Here is an 18,145-nt window from a genome sequence, read left to right on the forward strand (position 1 = left end):
ATTTGCAGGGGGCGGCGTTCTCGACGTCCCTTGCAAATGAATGTGACAATTATGCAGCGTCACGCTGCAAAAAAGGTGTGCCTGCACAGAGACACACCTACATCACATAAGTATTTCCCTACGTTGGCATTATCCAAATCAGGTAAGGTCGGAGTTTACAACTCCCTCTCAGCCTGTTCACAAGCTCCCTTTTATGAATATTATACCACATTGACCGAAAAAGTCAAGAAGGCAAAATATTAACAAAATATACTTGATTGTTTTCAAAGTCTTTGGTAAAATTAGTATAAGATATGAAATGCATATCACTTTATCAATATATGAAACAATTGGAGGTATCTGTCATGGACAAGAAAGCAATGTATAAAATAAGCTACGGACTTTTCGTCGTTACCGCAAACAGCAGCGGCAGGGATAACGGCTGTATAACCAATACTTTGGCACAGGTGACTTCTACACCCAACAGAGTCAGCCTGACAGTGGCAAAGACTAATTTTACTCACGATATGATACTTGAAACAGGTAAATTCACCGCTTCTGTCATCAGTACAGATGCTGATTTCGGACTCTTCAAGCACTTCGGCTTCCAGTCGGGACGAGATGTGGATAAATTCGCGGACTTTTCCGACTGCAAACGTGCAGAAAACGGCACATTGATAGTAACAAAGGGCACAAATGCATTCCTTTCATGTTCCGTATGGCACAGTATAGATCTCGGTACACATACCATGTTTATTGCCGATGTTACGGATATGGAAGTTCTCAGCGATGCTCCTTCCGCTACATATGAATACTATCAGAGCAATATCAAGCCAAAGCCCGAAGCTGTGGGAACTACTTCCGACGGTCAGACTATATGGAGATGTGTTATCTGCGGATACGAATATGTGGGCGAGGAGCTGCCCGACGATTTTGTCTGTCCTATCTGCAAGCACGGAAAGGCAGATTTTGAAAAGGTAACAGGTGCTCCTAAGAATGACGCTGTACCCGTAGGAAAGACCGAAAGCGGCGAGACTGTATGGAGATGCACCGTATGCGGTTATGAGTATATTGGCGATGAAGTACCTGCTGACTTTGAATGTCCTATCTGCGGTGTAGGTGCAGACCAGTTCGAGCTTATAAGCTCAGCACCTGCAAAAAGCAGCGGAAATAAATACGCAGGCACAAAGACCGAGAAGAATCTCCTTGAAGCCTTTGCAGGAGAGTCCCAGGCAAGAAACAAGTACACTTACTTTGCTTCTGTTGCAAAGAAGAACGGCTATGAGCAGATAGCTGCACTTTTTCTGCAAACTGCCGAGAACGAAAAGGAACACGCCAAACTCTGGTTCAAGGCTCTGGGCGGCATAGGTACTACAGTTGAGAACCTCAATCAGGCAGCTGACGGTGAGAACCATGAGTGGACGGATATGTATGAGAGAATGGCAAGGGAAGCAGATGAAGAGGGCTTCCACGACCTTGCAGAGCAGTTCCGCGGCGTAGGTGCTATCGAAAAGCACCATGAGGAAAGATACCGTGCTCTGCTCCATAACATCGAGGCTATGGAAGTATTCAAAAAGAGCGGCGTTACTATGTGGGAGTGCAGGAACTGCGGACATATCGTAGTGGGCACGGAAGCTCCCGAGGTCTGTCCTGTTTGCTTCCACCCGCAGAGCTATTTCGAGGTAAGAAAAGAAAACTACTGATAATATCTGACATAAAAGGGGAATGAGGGTATGATCGTTTATTTTTCAGCTACAGGAAACAGTAAATATGCCGCAGAGCGTATCGCTGACGCACTTGGCGACAGGGCGGTATCCATTGAAGAGAAATGCTATGATATAACCCTGAAAGAGGACGAGTGCTTAGGCATAGTAACTCCTACTCACTGGTGGGCACTGCCCATACCTGTAAGGGCTTTCCTGAGAAATCTGAAGCTTCGCAGAAGAGGAAGCCACTATATCTTCGTGGCTTCCACCTATGGTACTACTCCCGGTTGCAGTGCGGAGGAAACTCGCCATATACTGAGAGAAAAGGGCATAAGGCTCAGTGCGGCTTACAATATCAAAATGCCCGATAACTGGACTGTTACCTTTGACCTTTCCGATCCGGAAAAGGTTGCAAAGCAGAATGAAAAGGCTGAGGTCAATATCGACAGGACTATTGCTATGATACTCCACAGAAAGAAAGGAAATTTTACACGGCTGAGAACTCCTTATGCCATATATCCGATAACGGACAAAGTGTTCGCAAAGGTGAGAAGCACGAAAAATCTTACCGTTGATGATAACTGTAACGGCTGTGGACTTTGTGCGAAGAAATGTCCCGTAAATGCTATAAAAATGCGTGACGGCAAGCCTGTCTGGGTAAGAGACAGGTGCGCACTTTGCTTCCGCTGTCTGCACCATTGTCCTCAGTTTGCCATACAGTTCTGGAAAGGTGCGACTAAAAAGCACGGGCAGTACACAAATCCAAATGTAAAGGTATGATAAAATGCATAAAAAGCAAACAATATCCGTTATCATTGCGGCAGTTATGATATCTGCGTCAGGCTGCGGCAAAAATGGACCCGATAAGAAAGTTAACCCGAGCTGTAAAATGGCGGTATATTCACATTACAGCGGCTGGGGTGAGGACGGACATTCCCTCGGTGAAGGCGAATTCGACGAGACCTTTAGCATAAAATCGGGAGATATATTCTACGAGACCAAAGACGGTCACTGGGTAACGGAGCAGCTTGACAAAAATCCATATGATGTCATTGCTGAAATAAAGTCAGTAAGTACTGACGGTATAGTATGGACTTATAACGGAAATGAGTGCAGCACAAGATTTGACAGATGTTCCGAAGTTAAGTCAATGTATACGGTATTTGACGGAATAAACTACGATTACAAGGTAACATTCTCGGACTATTCGGAAAAATAAATAAAGGAAATGTTTTTATGACAGAATCAGCAAAACAAAAATACAAAATATTCAACCGCGACATGATGAAGTGTCTGGCTATATTCATCATGTTCTGGGGACATCTTATCGGCTGGGCTGTGCAGTATAAGTACGGAGATGTCAACGCTTACTATACACTTCCCATGTGGGAGTACATAGTTATATACACTTCGCTGTTCTGTCCACCTGTAATGTTCTTCTTTATCGCAGACGGCTACAAGTACACTCACGACAGAAAAAAGTACGCGAAAAGGCTGCTGATATTCGCCTGTATAACTCAGCCCTTTGACTGGCTGTGCTGCAATAAGTTCAGCGGCTGGTGGCATACCAATGTTATATTTACATTGTTTTTCGGACTCCTTGCCATTATGGCTTGGGAGAGCAAATACAAGCTCTGGCAGAGGATACTGCTGGTGATACTCTGTGACGGTATGACAGTGCTTATAATGTCAGACTGGATCGTTTTCGGAGTGCTGTTCATATTGTTTCTGCACATCTTCCGTGAGAAACCAAAGGCAAGGTGCATAGCCTATATGATCCTTATGTGCCTGCATTTCCTGCCTAATCTGTTCAGTCTCGGCGAAGTACCAACTGACAGGCTTATCATTCAGATAGCAGTAATGATGCTCATGTTCATTCTGGCTTATCTGTGCATGACAGTATTCTATAACGGCAGAAAGGGCAAGCACCCCACACTGGCGAAATGGTTCTTCTACGGCTTCTATCCGCTCCATTACCTGATAATATGGATAGTTGCTGTCTCTATAAGTTAGCCGTTAGGCTTTAGCCATTAGTAGGGAACGCCGCCTCGGCGTTCCGTTGTAGTGGCGGATATTATCAGCCAGATAGGGGACGCCTTCTCTTGCAAGGCGACCCTAATCGGGTTCGGTACCCTCTGTCCCTACGGACATCTCCCTGCACAGCAGGGAGTCACCCTCTAAAAAACAGTCCACTGGACTGTTTTTTTATTCACCCCTTGCGATGCGCCTTCGTATTATTTCGCTGTTATCTAAAAGCTGGGAACATCGACCAAAGGCTCTGCCTCTGACCTAACCGGTACGTCCCCTCTGTCGCGTTGCGACATCTCCCCATTTTATGGGGAGTCACTCTGACAAAGGAACACAGTCCCTTTGGAATCCCGTTCATACGCTCGGCAAGTTATTGCGTAAAATGCTGATTTATTATAGCAAGCAAAAATACAATGCTCAGAAGTAAAATGAAAAGGCACTCAGTCGAGTGCCTTTTTATGCTTATTGACTTATGAGGAGCTTGCGGAGCAAAACAAGGTCGAATACATCTACTGTATAATCGTGGTTCATGTCTGCATTGTCCGCGGTTATTTCCTTTTCAGCTCCCAGGAGGAATTTTTGCAGCATTAAAAGGTCGGCAACATTCACAGAAGTGTCATTGTTTACATCGCCTTTGACCACGGTGCTGCTCAGTCCGTAAACTGCTATCTCCGCAACGTTGCACAGGTACACATCGTCATTATTGAGGGGACTTGTGGGTGCGCCTGTGGGAACTTCGTAACGTACATACCTTGCGGAAAGTTTTTCAAATTCGTCTGTATAGTTCATCTTGAAAGTTGGCTTATTTTCTATGGTATAGACCTTCTTCCAGTTGGTTCCGTCAGTGGAAACACTGAAAAATCCGCCTATCATTCGCGCTTCATAGCCGCTTCTCGGGCAGTATGCGATAGTGCCGATATTGCAGACTTTTCCAAGGTCAAGCTGAACATATCCGCCTTCCAGTCCGTCAAAATAAGTATTCATATTGCCGTCGTAAGCCTTTTCAAATGTTACGGAAGCAGTGTCCTTCCATGAGCCGCTTCCCGTACCCGTAACGGGTTCAAGTTTATCATACTTAGGACGTGTGGAGCTTTGTCCGTGAGGAACTCCGAACAGAGCTATCTCTGCGATATTTGCGCAGTACGCACTGTCCTTGTTGTACTCGTTCTTAGGTGCTCCCGTGGGGACTTCATAACGGATATAACGGGCTGTGGTATCGCCTGAAAGTGCCGTTACGTAGTGCATACCCGATGAGGGCTTGTCCTTTACAACGTATATCTCCGACCAGTTAGTACCGTCCTGAGAAGCAAGAAATCTTCCGTCAGTCATACGGTACTCATAGCCGCCTCTTGGAGCATATCCCAGAGCAGTTATGTCGTAGAGCTCACCTAAATCAGCCTGTACCCAGCCGTCGCTGACGCCGTCAAAGTAAGTAGCTGTACTGCCGTCAAATGCCTTTGTGAAGTTTGTTGAGGAGTCGCTGTTCCATGAGTCGGAACCGCTGAGCATGGACGAAGATATAGCTATCTGATCGGTAAGAGCCGCACCGCCTTTGACTCCCTCGATGATGTAAGTAGTTACTGACTGCTTTGCGAGGGTAACTTCAAGAGCATTGCCCTTGAGGTCGATAGTATTCAGCGACTTCCATGACTCGGAATTGCTTGTACGTATAGGCTGAGCCTTTGAACCTACTGTATCGAAGCCTGAGAGGTCGAAAACTATCTGCTTGTCTGATGAACCGTCATTTGTTGCAACGATGACAAGCTTGTTGTTCTCCTTGTCAAAGGCTGTGACGCAGTTGTTGCTGGATTTCAGCATTGTCATACCGGGACGGATATAGCGTGAGAACTGTCCCATAGAGTAGTATTTCTTTGTAAGGATAATATTGTTATTGTCATGATCTGCAACAGCAAGTCCCCAGTAGCCGCCCTGAGTATTTACCATGCCTTTATCCTTATTTCCGTTCATGCCCACAGAGGAGATGTGGTTATCTATGACCTGCCAGAGTATCCATGCCGAGGAATTCAGCTCGTTGAGGTCAAGGGTTATGCGGTTTGCCAGCCATAGTCCTGCACCCATTTCGCCTGCATTTGTACCTGCTGTTGAACCGCCGTCTACCTCGCTCATCCAGAGGTTGCGTCCTGCCTTTATTGCAGTTTCTTTGAGCTCTGCACGTTTGCTTCCGCCGTAGGTGTGAGTGTCGATACGTCCGATAAGTGCCTTTGTGGTATTTGACATATTGTTCCATGAAGATATCTGTGTATCAATAACTGACTCGTCATTTGCACTTATGATGATATCATTGAGACCGCGTTTATTCAGTGACTTGGAAAGCTCCTGATAGATAGTGTCCATAGACTTGCCCTGATCGAAGTGGCAGCCCTCCTGCTTGTTGCTGTATGCGCCCCAGTAGTTGGTGTAAGGCTCGTTCATAGGAGTTATGCTCTGTACGTGAATGCCCCAGTCCTTTTCGTAGTGGGCAGTTACTTCCGCAAGGTACTCCGCAAAATCCGTGTATTTGTCATCGCGGAGGTTGTTGTTATTGGAGTCCTTTGCACCTGAGCTGCATCCGCTGTTGGTCATATAATAGGGCGGAGAGTTGGAGAACATCTCCACTATCATGTCATCGCCTGCGGCTTTGATACATCTTTGCAGCACATTGCGCTGATTATAGTCGGCAGTCCAGTCGTAGGTCACATTGCCGTTATTGTATTTTGTATAGCCCGGCATATTTGAGTCTGTTCGTGTTATGTGAGTGTGAGACGGATCATCGCCGCCGCCTATATTGAAACGTGCGATGTTGAGCCCCAGTCCTTCGGGACTGAAAAATGTATCTGCTGCCTTTTGTGCCAGAGTATCCGAGTAGCCGACTCTGTTTGCCCACCAGCAGAGAGAAGTGCCCCAACCTTCAAATATACCTCCGTTTATGTCATATACGTCATATGGTGAAACACTTACGATTGTAGCAGCGGCAGCCTCCTGAGCAGGCATTACTGCTGTAACAGTCGATAGAACAGCTGCTGCGGCAGCCGTTGAGAATATCCGCTTGAATATCTTCATAAGGCTTTACCCCTTTCTAAATTCATTGTATATATTATACACAATAATCTGCATTTTGTAAACAGATATTTTTAGGGATATGGTGAAAATATGATGTAAATTGATTTAATAAAGCTTAGTCCGTCTGTCTGCTTTACATAATCGGTGATATATGTTATAATTTACATTACAAGTCTATATGTGAAGCCGTGCAGAGGCTTATTGTTTCAGTGAAAAAGAAAGGTCAAATATGAGTTCTTACGTTGAGTTTAAAAATGTCAGAAAGACTTATAAGACAGGCGAGGTAGAGATAAATGCTCTCAGCGACGTAAACTTCGAGATAAATAAAGGGGAATTCTGTGTGATAGTCGGTGCATCGGGTGCAGGAAAGACTACTATACTCAATATCCTCGGCGGTATGGACACACTTACTTCGGGAAGCGTTTTCCTTGACGGTACGGAGATATCCGCGCTGAATAAAAGGAAGCTTACGGCTTACAGACGCTATGATGTGGGATTTGTTTTCCAGTTCTACAACCTTGTGCAGAATCTTACTGCACTCGAAAACGTGGAGCTTGCCGCACAGATATGCCGCGACCCTCTTGATGCAGGGAAAGTACTTGAACAGGTGGGACTTGCCGAGCGCAAGGCTAATTTCCCTGCACAGCTTTCGGGCGGCGAGCAGCAGAGAGTGGCTATTGCCCGTGCTCTTGCAAAAAATCCCAAGCTTCTGCTGTGTGATGAGCCTACGGGAGCTCTTGACTACGAAACAGGAAAGGCTGTACTGAAGCTTTTACAGGACACCTGCCGCAAAAACGGCATGACTGTTGTTGTCATAACACATAATCAGGCACTTACTCCAATGGCTGACCGTATCATCAAGGTCAAGAACGGAACGGTATCAAGTGTTCGTTTGAACGAGAATATTATTGATATCGAAGATATAGAGTGGTGACGCTATGGGTTCGGCAGTAAGAAAGACAACTCTCCGCGAAATACGGGGAACGTTCGGAAGATTTTTTGCCATAATGGCTATCATTGCTCTCGGAGTAGGCTTCTTTACGGGCGTAAGGATAACAACTCCTGCAATGGTGGATACAGTCAACAGATTCCTCGAAGAGAAACAGCTCTATGACTATCGTCTTATCTCTTCTCTTGGGTGGCAGGAAGAGGATATCGCGGACTTTAAGAGCCGTCCCGAGGTGAGAGCGGCTGAGGGCTCGTACACTCTTGATATACTTACAGCAGGTACAAATGAATATGTTTTCAGAGCACATTCCCTCACGGAGAATATAAACGGCATAAGACTTACAGAGGGCAGAATGCCGCAGGCTCCCGATGAATGTATTATTGACAGGAACAAGGACAGATTTCCTGTTGGAACGTCTTTTACTCTTTCCGATGAAAACTCAGACAGCGTGAAAAACGCGCTTAAAAGCAGTACATTTACTGTGGTGGGAATTGCTGAGTCGTCAATGTACATCAATTTTGAAAGAGGTACGACATCGGTGGGAAACGGCGAGATAAACTTGTTTATCTTACTGCCAAAGGAAGCCTTTGACCTTGATGTGTATACCGAAGCATATATCCGCTTCGATCAGGACTATACAATATATTCCGATGAGTACGACAGCTTCATGGACGGCAGGGACAAGCAGTGGGAGAGCATAGCGCAGTCTCGTACAGACCTGCGTTATGATGATATTTATTCCGAAGCTGAGAGCAAACTCAATGACGGAAAAAATGAGCTTGAAAGCAAGCGTACGGAAGGACGCGAAAAGCTTGACTCCGCCAAAGCTGACCTCGATAATGCGAAGGCTCAGCTCGATGAACAGCTTGCACAGCTTGAACAGATAAAAGATGTTATGCCCGAGCAGTACGCTTCGGGTATGGAGCAGTATAACAGCGGTCTTGCCGAATACGAAAGCGGACTTGCGGACTACGAAAGCTCACTTGCTGACTATGAGAAGCAGATATCCGATGCTGAGGCTGATATAAAAAAGGGCGAAGCTGACCTTGAAAAGCTGAAAAAGCCCGAGATATACGTCCTTGACAGAAATACCAATATCGGCTACGCCTGCTTTGAGAACGACTCTGAGATAGTGGCGCAGGTGGCAAGGATATTCCCTGTATTCTTCATACTTGTGGCAGCTCTGGTGTGTATGACAACAATGAGCCGCATGGTTGAAGAGCAGCGTACTCAGATAGGCGTATTCAAGGCTTTAGGATACTCTGAGGGCACTATAATGGGCAAGTTCATGTTCTATTCGGGTCTTGCAGCCCTCATTGGCTGTGTACTGGGCTACGGAGCAGGAACATATCTCTTCCCGAAAATAATCTGGAAGACTTATGAGCTTATGTACATTAAACTGCCCATGCATTACCTCTTCGACAAAAAACTCGCTCTTATCGCACTGGCAGTATCGCTGATATGCTCGGTGGGCACAACATGGTTCAGCTGCCGTATGGAGCTTTCTGAAACAGCCGCAGGACTTATGCGCCCTAAAGCTCCGAAAGCAGGCAAGCGCGTGTTCCTTGAATATATTGGCTTTATCTGGAAGCGCATGAAGTTCCTGCACAAAGTCTCAATACGAAACATTTTCAGATACAAAAAGCGTTTCTTTATGATGATACTGGGCATCGGCGGCTGTACAGCCCTGCTTGTGACAGGCTTCGGCATCAAGGACTCTATCGCAGGCTTTGCCGAAATGCAGTATGGTGACATACAAGTAGCTGACGGTTCGGCATCTCTCAGAAATGTTGGAGATGAGATACCCGAAGAACTGAAAAATGTCCTTGCGGAAAACACAGCCGACTACACTATGCTGTATACGGGAACATGGGACCTTCTCTACGGGAAAAAGGTCAAGAGCGTTACAGTCAATGCTGTCGAAAGCTTTGAGGGTATGGACAAATACTTCTTATTCAAAGGCATGGACGGAAGTACACTTGTACCGCCTGCTGAGGGTGAAGCTGTAGTAAGCCACAGTATCGCTGAGCGTTACGGATTCAAGGTTGGCGACAAAATGAAGCTGCGCGATGAAAATATGCGCGAGCTCGAAGTAAAGGTAAGAGGAGTCTTTGAAAATCACGTTTACAACCTTGTGTTCATGGGCAGAGATACTATGGAACAGCAGCTTGGTGAGAAGCTCCCCGTGAACTATTCATTTTTCAATTTCAAAAGCGGTGCGGACCCGTCAAAAACCTCCGCGGCACTTTCCAAAAGCAGCAATATAACCGCTGTTATGCTGTTTGACACTCTTAAAGAAAGACTTAGCAAGATGATGAGCAGCCTTGACTATATAGTTCTTGTTGTTATTATCTGTGCGGCAGGTCTGGCATTTATCGTACTTTACAATCTCACGAATATCAACATAACCGAGCGTGTACGCGAGATAGCTACCATAAAGGTGCTGGGTTTTTTCAGGCGCGAGACTTCGTCGTATGTGCTTCGTGAAAATATCGCCCTTACCGCTATCGGTACGACAATAGGACTTGTACTTGGCGTGTTCGTTCATCGCTTCGTTATGGCGCAGATAAGGGTGGATATGGTGGATTTCAGCGTGAGGATACTGCCGAAAAGCTTTATATACAGCGTAATTCTCACATTCCTTTTCACCTTTGTCGTTGACCTGTTTATGGAGCTTAAATTGGAAAAGATCAACATGGCAGAGTCACTTAAATCTATAGAATAAATTAAGCTAAACCATGTTCAGATGCTGCTTAAACCAATAGTTGAAATTTACTCTCCCCGCAAAGAGGGGAGAGTTTTTTTGTACAACTCTAACGAATTGCAGTAAATTGAAATGACAGTATATTGACATTTTATCGTTTTTGTGCTATAATAATAATGAACTAAAAGAGTTCAGGGGATTATGGATCGCTGTTAGATTCAATTAAGGAGAAATTTAATGAATTACAAGATCAGAAGAGGCGTACTTAAAAGGTACAAGGACGAAAAAGGCGTTACTGAGATCTTCATTCCCGATAATGTAGGGATAATCGACGAAGGAGCGTTCTGCGACTGCACAAATCTTGTCAGAATTCTCGTTCCCGATACTGTTCAGGTCATTTCTGATACAGCTTTCAGTGGGTGTAAAAACCTCAGAAGTATTGAAATACCTGAAAGTACCATGCATCTCGGTTGGTATGCATTCAGGGGCTGCCAGAATCTCAGTGACCTGACTATCCATTCATCTCTGACAGAGATAGGCAAGTTCGCCTTTGCAGGCTGTGATAATCTTTATCATGTAAATGTAGTACATGGTGACAAGGTTTACAGATTTGGTCTCAAAGGTGAGCTCGATAATGAAAGATGGCAGAAGATTCGCCATAAGGTTATCAGCCTAAACAAAACACTTGCTTCATAAAATGACTTCTACAATCACCCCCGTCCGTAATAATGGGCGGGGTGTTTTTTTGAGCTGAGGCAGCGTGACGCTGCACCCTTGCTCGTCCGTGTATCATCAAAAGGGTGGTCGCTTCTCGACACGGGCAGTTTCATCGGGATTGACGGGCGAGCGGAACTCGCCCCTACAGTACGTTCATGTAATTCGCATCGTAAGGTGCGGACGACCAATGGTCGTCCTTACGATTTCTAATTCCGAATTAAATACGGATATCCCTACAAATTCTAATCACTAATCACTATGCACTAATAACTATAGACTAAAAAAGCCATAGTATCTCTCAATCAGAAATACTATGGCTTATATTTTTGTATATGGCTTATGGTTTGAATTCAAATTTCGGCATAAGCTGGAGCTTATGAAGATTTGCTTTGTGAAGTCTGTCTATCTTCTCCTTTATTGCAGGTTCGGAACTGAGGTCATCAAGTCCGCGTATATATCTGTCCAGCATAGCATATGTGAAGCCGAGATTTTCCTCGTCTGTCTTTCCGCAAAGACCGTCGATAGGCACTTTGTGTACCAGCTCATTTGGAAGTCCGAGATACTCGCCAACCTGTAATACCTCGGTAACCGTCAAGTCGGAAAGTGGAGAGAAGTCTCCTGCTGCATCGCCGAATTTAGTCGAATAGCCTACCCAGTCCTCAGACATATTGCAGGTGTTTACAACTCTGCCGTTATGGCAAGCCGCAACTGCATACAGAGTTGTCATTCTGATACGTGCAGGAGTATTGACTATAGCCTGATTTGAAGGCTCAACGTGCTTTTTCAGTTCTGCCATGAATGTGCTTACAGTATCACCGATATTGATAGTGTAACTCTTTATACCAAGAGTGTCTACCAGCAGTCGGCTGTATGCGATATCAGCCTGTTCACCCTGCGGCATGAGTACTCCGATAACTCTGTCCTTGCCGAGAGCCTTTGCACAGACAGCAGCTGCGACTGAGCTGTCCTTGCCGCCTGATATACCGATAACGGCATTAGTCTGGGGAGTAGCTGTCTTTTCAAACAGGTCGCGTACCCACTGTACTACATCATTGGTCACTTTTTCTGCATTAAAGCTGTAGCTCATTTTAATACCTCCATAATCATTCAGAAGCTTAGTTTTAGGGGCGGCAATTGCCGCCCTTTTGTGTATTAGTCAGCCATTGCCTTCTTGATAGCGTCAAGAAGCTCGTCATATGTCTCAAAAGCAGGAAGCTCAGGGTGATCCTTCTTTATCTGCTCAGTGCTTCTGAACAGGAAGCCCGCCTTGCTTGCCTCTATCATGCCGAGATCGTTGTAGCTGTCACCGCTTGCAATAGTATCATAGCCTATTGACTGAAGAGCCTTTACTGTTGTGAGCTTTGATTTCTCACAGCGCATCTTGAAGCCTGTAATCTCGCCGTTGTCAGCAACTTCAAGGCTGTTGCAGAAGATAGTTGGCCAGCCCAGCTTTTTCATAAGAGGTGCAGCAAACTGTGTGAAAGTATCGCTGATGATTATTACCTGACCAAGCTCGCGGAGAGAGTCGAGGAACTCCCTTGCGCCCGGCATAGGGTCTATTTTAGCGATAGTGTCCTGAATTTCCTTGAGTCCGAGACCGTGCTCCTTCAGAACGCCGATACGCCATTTCATAAGCTTATCGTAATCAGGCTCGTCACGGGTAGTCTTTTTCAGTTCGGGGATACCGCTTGCTTCTGCAAAAGCTATCCATATCTCTGGAACGAGAACTCCTTCAAGGTCAAGACAAGTTATATACATAATGAATTCCTCCGTTGAATTAAGATATTACTTTCTTATTATACTACGTTTCTTACTGTTTGTAAAGAATAAAACGTGCTTTTTTTCACAAGGATGTACAGAAAGAAATTTCCCCCTCAGAGTAAACTCCAAGGGGGAGAACCGGATTATAGCCTTTAGCCTTTAGGCGTTAGCTATTAGCCAATGTGTCGCCTTCGGCTAACGGCTATTTCTTCAATATATAGTAATGTTCTTCTACGAAGTCTTTAAGCATACTGCTGCCGCCTGTAGCGATGTCTGTGTAATAGGATAATACTATAGAAGCATCAACTGCATCGACTGTGCCGCTTTCGTTAACGTCCATTTTCTTTATCTCGTCTGCGGTGAGTGCATAATCGTCTGATACCTGTGATCTTGCATATGCCAAAAGGATATTTGAAGCATCAACGGCATCAATACTACAGTCGCCGTCGGTATCGCCGCGGCTTATTATATACGGTCTTGCGTCAAATCCAACTTCCTCGGAATATCTTGCGATATCGTAGCCTGTAAATCCCGGGAGAGTATCATTTACAAATACTATGAGCTGCACATTGTTTTTTACAGGCTTCGTGGTTGTAGTATAGAATATACCGCCGCTGAAAATGTCGATAGGTGTACCCCATGAAAAACGGCTGTCTGTATTCAGCTTTTTTACTATCGGAGATATCTCCTTCTTGTCGGAAAGTCCGTATATTATAAGATAGTCTGTATCTTTGTTTTTGCCGCTGTTAAGTACAGCGTCGATCTTTACATCATCGCCTAAAAACGGCTTGCCTTCGCTGTCTGTGGTAAAGAATTCGATAATGCTGTTTTTGTCGGTAAGTTCTGTCTGAGGTTCGAGAGTGAAGTCGCTGAAAACTGTTATCTGCTCGATGTTTTCGGACTTCTGAGCCTTTGCGTACTGCTCATCGGTAAGCGGACATACTATCGTAGCAGTAAAGCTTGAGCAGAATACATCGGAGTTTTTTTCTACTCCCAGTTCTTTGAGTATCTTTGCCGAGGCTTCGGCATATGCAGCCTTGATGAGTTCAAGTCTTAAATCGTAATTGCCGTGGGATCTTTCGTCGATCTCCTTTGTGTCGATATCCTTGTAGAATATCCAGTATGACTTGTCCTGCGTGTTTTCAGTCGAGACTGTGGTAGTCGTCTGCGTTACAGCGGTTTTGTCCTCCGCAACAGCATATGCAGGAGTAAATGACAATGATGTCAGACTTAATGTAAGCGCAGAGATAAACGATAATAATCTACGTTTTTTCATAGTAAGACCTCCTCTTAATAATGACGGGCAGCTGTAAAATGCTGCACATTTTAGCCTTTCACTTATTAGACGTTTGAAAATATCAGCGCTCTCACAGTTTAAAGAAATAATTATCTTTTAACGGGGGGTATAACCTTTTAACAATAGTCCGCTTGCACCATAATCGTTCCATTGTAGGGGCGGATATTATCCGCCCGTTAACAATGAAATAACTGGAAATAGAATGTTGTAGGGAACGCCGCAGCTAACAGCTGCACGTACCCTCTGTCCTATTATAGGGACGCCTTCTCTTGCAAGGCCCCCTAATCGGGTCCGTCCCCTCTGTCGCGTTGCGACATCTCCCCACCCGTGGGGAGTCACCCTCTTCCGAAAACAATTCACTGGATTGTTTTCGGAATTCACCCTTGCGATGCGCCTTCGTATTATTTCGCTGTTCTTTAAAAGCTGGGAACAGCGACCAGAGACGCCGTCTCTGGACTCCGCCAAAGGAACACAGTCCCTTTGGAATCCCGTTCATACGCTCAGCAAGTTATGTGGTGAGTCATGCAATAAATTAGCCCCGAAGGAGTTCAATGCATCGGGGCTATACGTCTATATTGGTTTATTTTGTTGTATATGGCGTTTTAATAATCAGTAAGCAAGCACGGTGTCGATTATACCCTGATAGAGATAGCCTGTCTGGCTGGCAAAATCAAATCCGAAAGCCGCAGGATTTTGCAGCTGCATAACAATTATGTATGAACCGCTTGCCTTGTATTCATCATAGTTTGAATAAGTGATCTTTTCGCCTGTGCGGTCATAAATGTTTTTAAGGCAGCCTGTTATGTACAGATAATCTCCTGCACCTGTTTCAGCAGTGCCAGTTTTAGCGTAAAACTCATAATTTTCGGGGACATAAAGTCCGAGATTGCTTGCTACTCCGCGCATACCCTCAAGAAGATTGCCGCGGCAGTTCTCTGGTATGCTTCCGAGTACTTCATATGGAGTACTTCCCTTGACAGTCTGGGTGTACGGATCGTTGGTATCCACCACCTGCTGCATGATGAACGGCTTTACCATATCGCCGAATACCGCTTCTCTGCCGAGAGCTGCAAGGTATATGGGGCAGGTGCGGACATAAGCCTGTCCGAACGCGCTTCTGCGCAGATCATCAAGGCAGTATATCTCGATATTGTTCTCGATAGGTCCGAAATCGCACTGGATAGGGTCGCAGAAATGGAATATATCGTTAAGGTCTGCAAGCACCTGTTCTGCGCCGAGTGTGTCGAATACCTTGGCGAAGAATATATTGCTTGAATTTACGAATGCAGATGTCAGAGTTCTCTCTGGAACAGGATAATATCCCGTATCGTGATCCCAGTTGACTATAGTAGCACCGCTGTCTACCCATGTGCCGTCATCGTAAAGAGTGGTTATGCCGTTTTTGTCGGCAATTACCTCTGACATTATCTTGAAGCATGAGCCGGGTGAAGCGTTCTGGAAAGCCTTGTTTGCAATAGTACCGCCCATAAGACATTCGCCGTATGACGGGTCGGCATCGAACAGCTCAGGATCATAGTTTGGATAGGATACCTCAGCCAGCAGTGAGCCGTCTGTTCTCATTACTACTATTGAGCCTGCCATGCCCATATTTGCCATATATGTTGAAAGTGCGTTCTGAACATTTGCGTCTACAGTAAGGCGTACCGACTGTCCCACGTTAGCCTTCCCGTCAACGGGTGTGGGATTATTTGTACGCAGAATATCACCGAAAACATCGTCTAAGCCTGCCGATGCCGCACTTATTAAGTTGCTGAATGAATAACCGCAGCCTTCGCCGTAAAAACGCTGATCCTGGTTTTCGTCGGCGTAAGTGCCGTATGTTATAAGGTTATAGTTAGTATCGTAGATATTACCTCTGTATACCAGTGTTGTTGTAGTAGTGGTCGTTGTTGTTTCCTCTGTTGTCGTAGCGGCTTGTGCCCCGATGTTTTCCTGCTGTGAGCTTGAATCAGAGTCGCGGTTTATCGTAACTTTTCCTACTTCCGCTGAACAGGACGGAAACGACAATACCGCCGCTGCTGCAAGCAGCGGAATAAGCCATCTTCCCCTGAAAATCATTATGATTACCGTCCTTGTATATATTAGCTTTTTCCACTTTAAATCAGTGGGAAATCTCTCTTTTTTTATTATACATTTTTTTTCTCTTTTCGTCAATACGTTTTAAAAAAGAATATAAAAAAATTCCCTTCTGCAAATACAAAAGGGAATATCTTAAAAAACGTTTTTAATTTCCTGCAACGATGTTCAGGATACCGCTGTAAAGTCCTGCGGACTGAGATGCAAATTCAAAGCCGTGAGCCTGTGGATTCTGCACCTCCATTACCAGTACATATGAACCTGTTTCGCCGTAGTTATCATAGTTGTCGTATGTCTCCGAGCCTGTGCCGTTGTTGTTCTTTGCACAGCCTGTAATATAGAGGTAATCACCTCTCCAGCCCTCGGCTGTACCTGTCTTTGCGTAGAAATTGTAGTTACCATTTGCGTATACGCCTACATCAGAGGCAACACCGCTCATACCGTTGAGGAGATTGTCACGACATTCAACAGGGATAGAAGCGATAACGTCATATGCCTTTGAGCCGTCGCCTGTCTTTGTTCTGCCGTCAGCAGGATCAACAGTTGCTTTCAGTACGAAAGGTGTTACCATATCGCCGAATACGGCTTCTCTGCCGAGAGCGGCAAGGAAGATAGGGCAGGTGAGCACCTTTGACTGACCGAATGCACTTCTGCGCAGGTCGTCGATGTCCTCTATTTCGATATTGTTGCTCAGATCGCCGAAATCGCAGTGTATATCGTATGCGTCGTCTTTGCCGAAGTGGAAAATTGTCTGGAGATCGCTGAGTACAGCTTCTTCACCGATAGTATCAAACGCTTTTGCAAAGAAGATATTGCTGGAATTTATAAATGCTGAGCTGAGAGAACGCTCCATAGGGTAGCTTGCCTTGTTTGTTTCGTGATCCCAGTTTACGATAGGGTGGTCGTTGCCGAAGTCCCATGTGCCGTCATCGTGCAGGGAGTATACACCGTGCTTGTCTGCAATTACCTCAGACATTATCTTGAAGCACGAACCAGGTTCGTAGTTGGAGAATGCCTTGTTTCCGTTTTCGCCCCATGCAAGCTCTTCATCGTATTTCTGGTCGTCAATGGTACGCGGATCGTATGACGGGTAGTTGACCTGCGCCATAATTGAGCCGTCTGTACGGAGAACTACTGCCGCGCCGACTATATTGTTGCTTTCCATGTAGCTGTATATCTGATTCTGTATATCTCCGTCAAGGGTGAGCTGTATGGATTTGCCCATATTTCCATCGGCAGGAGTTGTGAGTATATCCTCAAAGGCTGTATCATATCCGTCTGACATGGTAGTGAGGATATTTGCAAAGGATACTGCATATGCATCGGCGTAGATGCGGCGTTTGCCGTCCTCAGCCGTAGAAGCAAGGAGATTGCCCTTGCAGTCGTAGATATTGCCCTTTACGGCAGTAGCCGCAGGTGTTGACTCTGTGGCTTTTTCAGTCGCAGATGTGGTGGTTTTCGCAGAAGAAGCTTCTGTAGCCGAGGTGGTCTCGGCAGTGGTGGTGTCGCTTATATTTGCCTGTCCTACGGAAGAAGATGAACAGGAAGCAAATGAAAAGGACATTGCTATTGAAGCAGCAAGTGCTGCCATATTTCTTTTATTCATTATATCAATCCTTATTGTATTATGAGCCGTCAGTTTTTTACAGCTTACGGCTTTACTGTAAATTGAGATAGAAAAGAAAAATCTTGTAATAAAGCCATGAGCCGTTAGCCATTAGGCATTAGCCGAAAGTGTTCGCTTACGCTCACATTATTTAAATTATTCGCCGAAGGCGACACATTGGCTAAAAGCTAAGGGCAAAAGGCTAAAGGCTTGGTTTTATGATAATACTTTCCTGATCCAA

The 18,145-nt window shown here is 45.3% G+C and carries 13 protein-coding genes and 1 riboswitch; of the genes, 7 read left to right on the forward strand and 6 right to left on the reverse strand.

Annotation, left to right across the window (positions count from 1 at the left end):
* Positions 1–97: 97 nt before the first annotated feature.
* Positions 98–201: riboswitch (TPP riboswitch) on the reverse strand.
* Between the two features lie 143 nt (positions 202–344).
* From rbr to QZZ41_RS09755, 4 genes are read left to right on the forward strand one after another with little or no spacing between them, the layout of a single operon-like run.
* Positions 345–1,682, forward strand: a complete 1,338-nt coding sequence (gene rbr, locus QZZ41_RS09740; protein WP_295071118.1) for a rubrerythrin — start codon at positions 345–347, stop codon at positions 1,680–1,682.
* 30 nt (positions 1,683–1,712) lie between these two features.
* Positions 1,713–2,465, forward strand: a complete 753-nt coding sequence (locus QZZ41_RS09745; RefSeq protein ID WP_295071122.1) for an EFR1 family ferrodoxin — start codon at positions 1,713–1,715, stop codon at positions 2,463–2,465.
* Between the two features lie 4 nt (positions 2,466–2,469).
* On the forward strand, positions 2,470–2,904 hold the full coding sequence (locus QZZ41_RS09750) for a hypothetical protein (protein WP_295071126.1): 435 nt from the start codon (positions 2,470–2,472) through the stop codon (positions 2,902–2,904).
* Positions 2,905–2,921: 17 nt separating this feature from the next.
* A complete protein-coding gene (locus QZZ41_RS09755) occupies positions 2,922–3,698 on the forward strand; it encodes a TraX family protein (protein WP_295071130.1) in 777 nt (258 codons plus the stop codon).
* 477 nt (positions 3,699–4,175) lie between these two features.
* Here QZZ41_RS09755 and QZZ41_RS09760 read toward each other — a convergent pair whose 3' ends face one another.
* A complete protein-coding gene (locus QZZ41_RS09760) occupies positions 4,176–6,773 on the reverse strand; it encodes a discoidin domain-containing protein (protein WP_295071134.1) in 2,598 nt (865 codons plus the stop codon).
* Positions 6,774–7,002: 229 nt separating this feature from the next.
* Between QZZ41_RS09760 and QZZ41_RS09765 the strand changes: the two genes are divergently transcribed.
* The 3 genes from QZZ41_RS09765 (at position 7,003) to QZZ41_RS09775 (ending at position 11,122) form a co-directional block, all read left to right on the forward strand.
* A complete protein-coding gene (locus QZZ41_RS09765) occupies positions 7,003–7,707 on the forward strand; it encodes an ABC transporter ATP-binding protein (protein ID WP_295071139.1) in 705 nt (234 codons plus the stop codon).
* A 4-nt stretch (positions 7,708–7,711) separates the two neighbouring features.
* Positions 7,712–10,447: an FtsX-like permease family protein gene (locus QZZ41_RS09770; RefSeq protein WP_295071143.1), complete on the forward strand. Its 2,736-nt coding sequence runs from the start codon at positions 7,712–7,714 to the stop codon at positions 10,445–10,447.
* Positions 10,448–10,663: 216 nt separating this feature from the next.
* Positions 10,664–11,122, forward strand: coding sequence for a leucine-rich repeat domain-containing protein (locus QZZ41_RS09775; protein ID WP_295071146.1), 459 nt, complete (start codon positions 10,664–10,666; stop codon positions 11,120–11,122).
* Positions 11,123–11,480: 358 nt separating this feature from the next.
* On the opposite strand, the gene nadE is transcribed toward QZZ41_RS09775, so the two are convergent.
* The 5 genes from nadE to QZZ41_RS09800 all read right to left on the reverse strand — a co-directional run bounded on the left by nadE (position 11,481) and on the right by QZZ41_RS09800 (position 17,904).
* A complete protein-coding gene (gene nadE, locus QZZ41_RS09780) occupies positions 11,481–12,230 on the reverse strand; it encodes an NAD(+) synthase (protein WP_295071149.1) in 750 nt (249 codons plus the stop codon).
* 65 nt (positions 12,231–12,295) lie between these two features.
* A complete protein-coding gene (thrH, locus tag QZZ41_RS09785; RefSeq protein WP_295071153.1) occupies positions 12,296–12,901 on the reverse strand; it encodes a bifunctional phosphoserine phosphatase/homoserine phosphotransferase ThrH in 606 nt (201 codons plus the stop codon).
* Positions 12,902–13,106: 205 nt separating this feature from the next.
* Entirely contained in the window at positions 13,107–14,180 is a 1,074-nt protein-coding gene (locus QZZ41_RS09790; RefSeq protein ID WP_295071156.1) for a hypothetical protein, read from the reverse strand.
* Between the two features lie 630 nt (positions 14,181–14,810).
* The gene (locus tag QZZ41_RS09795; protein WP_295066474.1) at positions 14,811–16,280 is read right to left on the reverse strand and encodes a penicillin-binding transpeptidase domain-containing protein; all 1,470 of its coding nucleotides are present in this window, start codon (positions 16,278–16,280) and stop codon (positions 14,811–14,813) included.
* A gap of 166 nt (positions 16,281–16,446) precedes the next feature.
* Entirely contained in the window at positions 16,447–17,904 is a 1,458-nt protein-coding gene (locus QZZ41_RS09800; protein ID WP_295071159.1) for a penicillin-binding transpeptidase domain-containing protein, read from the reverse strand.
* Positions 17,905–18,145: the final 241 nt, after the last annotated feature.

Source organism: Ruminococcus sp., from assembly GCF_016283395.1.

What these genes read in the sequence shown, in the direction of transcription:
- rbr (WP_295071118.1), top strand. Translation starts at nt 345, where the DNA reads ATGGACAAGAAAGCAATGTATAAAATAAGCTACGGACTTTTCGTCGTT.
- QZZ41_RS09745 (WP_295071122.1), top strand. Translation starts at nt 1,713, where the DNA reads ATGATCGTTTATTTTTCAGCTACAGGAAACAGTAAATATGCCGCAGAG.
- QZZ41_RS09750 (WP_295071126.1), top strand. Translation starts at nt 2,470, where the DNA reads ATGCATAAAAAGCAAACAATATCCGTTATCATTGCGGCAGTTATGATA.
- QZZ41_RS09755 (WP_295071130.1), top strand. Translation starts at nt 2,922, where the DNA reads ATGACAGAATCAGCAAAACAAAAATACAAAATATTCAACCGCGACATG.
- QZZ41_RS09760 (WP_295071134.1), bottom strand. Translation starts at nt 6,773, where the DNA reads ATGAAGATATTCAAGCGGATATTCTCAACGGCTGCCGCAGCAGCTGTT.
- QZZ41_RS09765 (WP_295071139.1), top strand. Translation starts at nt 7,003, where the DNA reads ATGAGTTCTTACGTTGAGTTTAAAAATGTCAGAAAGACTTATAAGACA.
- QZZ41_RS09770 (WP_295071143.1), top strand. Translation starts at nt 7,712, where the DNA reads ATGGGTTCGGCAGTAAGAAAGACAACTCTCCGCGAAATACGGGGAACG.
- QZZ41_RS09775 (WP_295071146.1), top strand. Translation starts at nt 10,664, where the DNA reads ATGAATTACAAGATCAGAAGAGGCGTACTTAAAAGGTACAAGGACGAA.
- nadE (WP_295071149.1), bottom strand. Translation starts at nt 12,230, where the DNA reads ATGAGCTACAGCTTTAATGCAGAAAAAGTGACCAATGATGTAGTACAG.
- thrH (WP_295071153.1), bottom strand. Translation starts at nt 12,901, where the DNA reads ATGTATATAACTTGTCTTGACCTTGAAGGAGTTCTCGTTCCAGAGATA.
- QZZ41_RS09790 (WP_295071156.1), bottom strand. Translation starts at nt 14,180, where the DNA reads ATGAAAAAACGTAGATTATTATCGTTTATCTCTGCGCTTACATTAAGT.
- QZZ41_RS09795 (WP_295066474.1), bottom strand. Translation starts at nt 16,280, where the DNA reads ATGATTTTCAGGGGAAGATGGCTTATTCCGCTGCTTGCAGCAGCGGCG.
- QZZ41_RS09800 (WP_295071159.1), bottom strand. Translation starts at nt 17,904, where the DNA reads ATGAATAAAAGAAATATGGCAGCACTTGCTGCTTCAATAGCAATGTCC.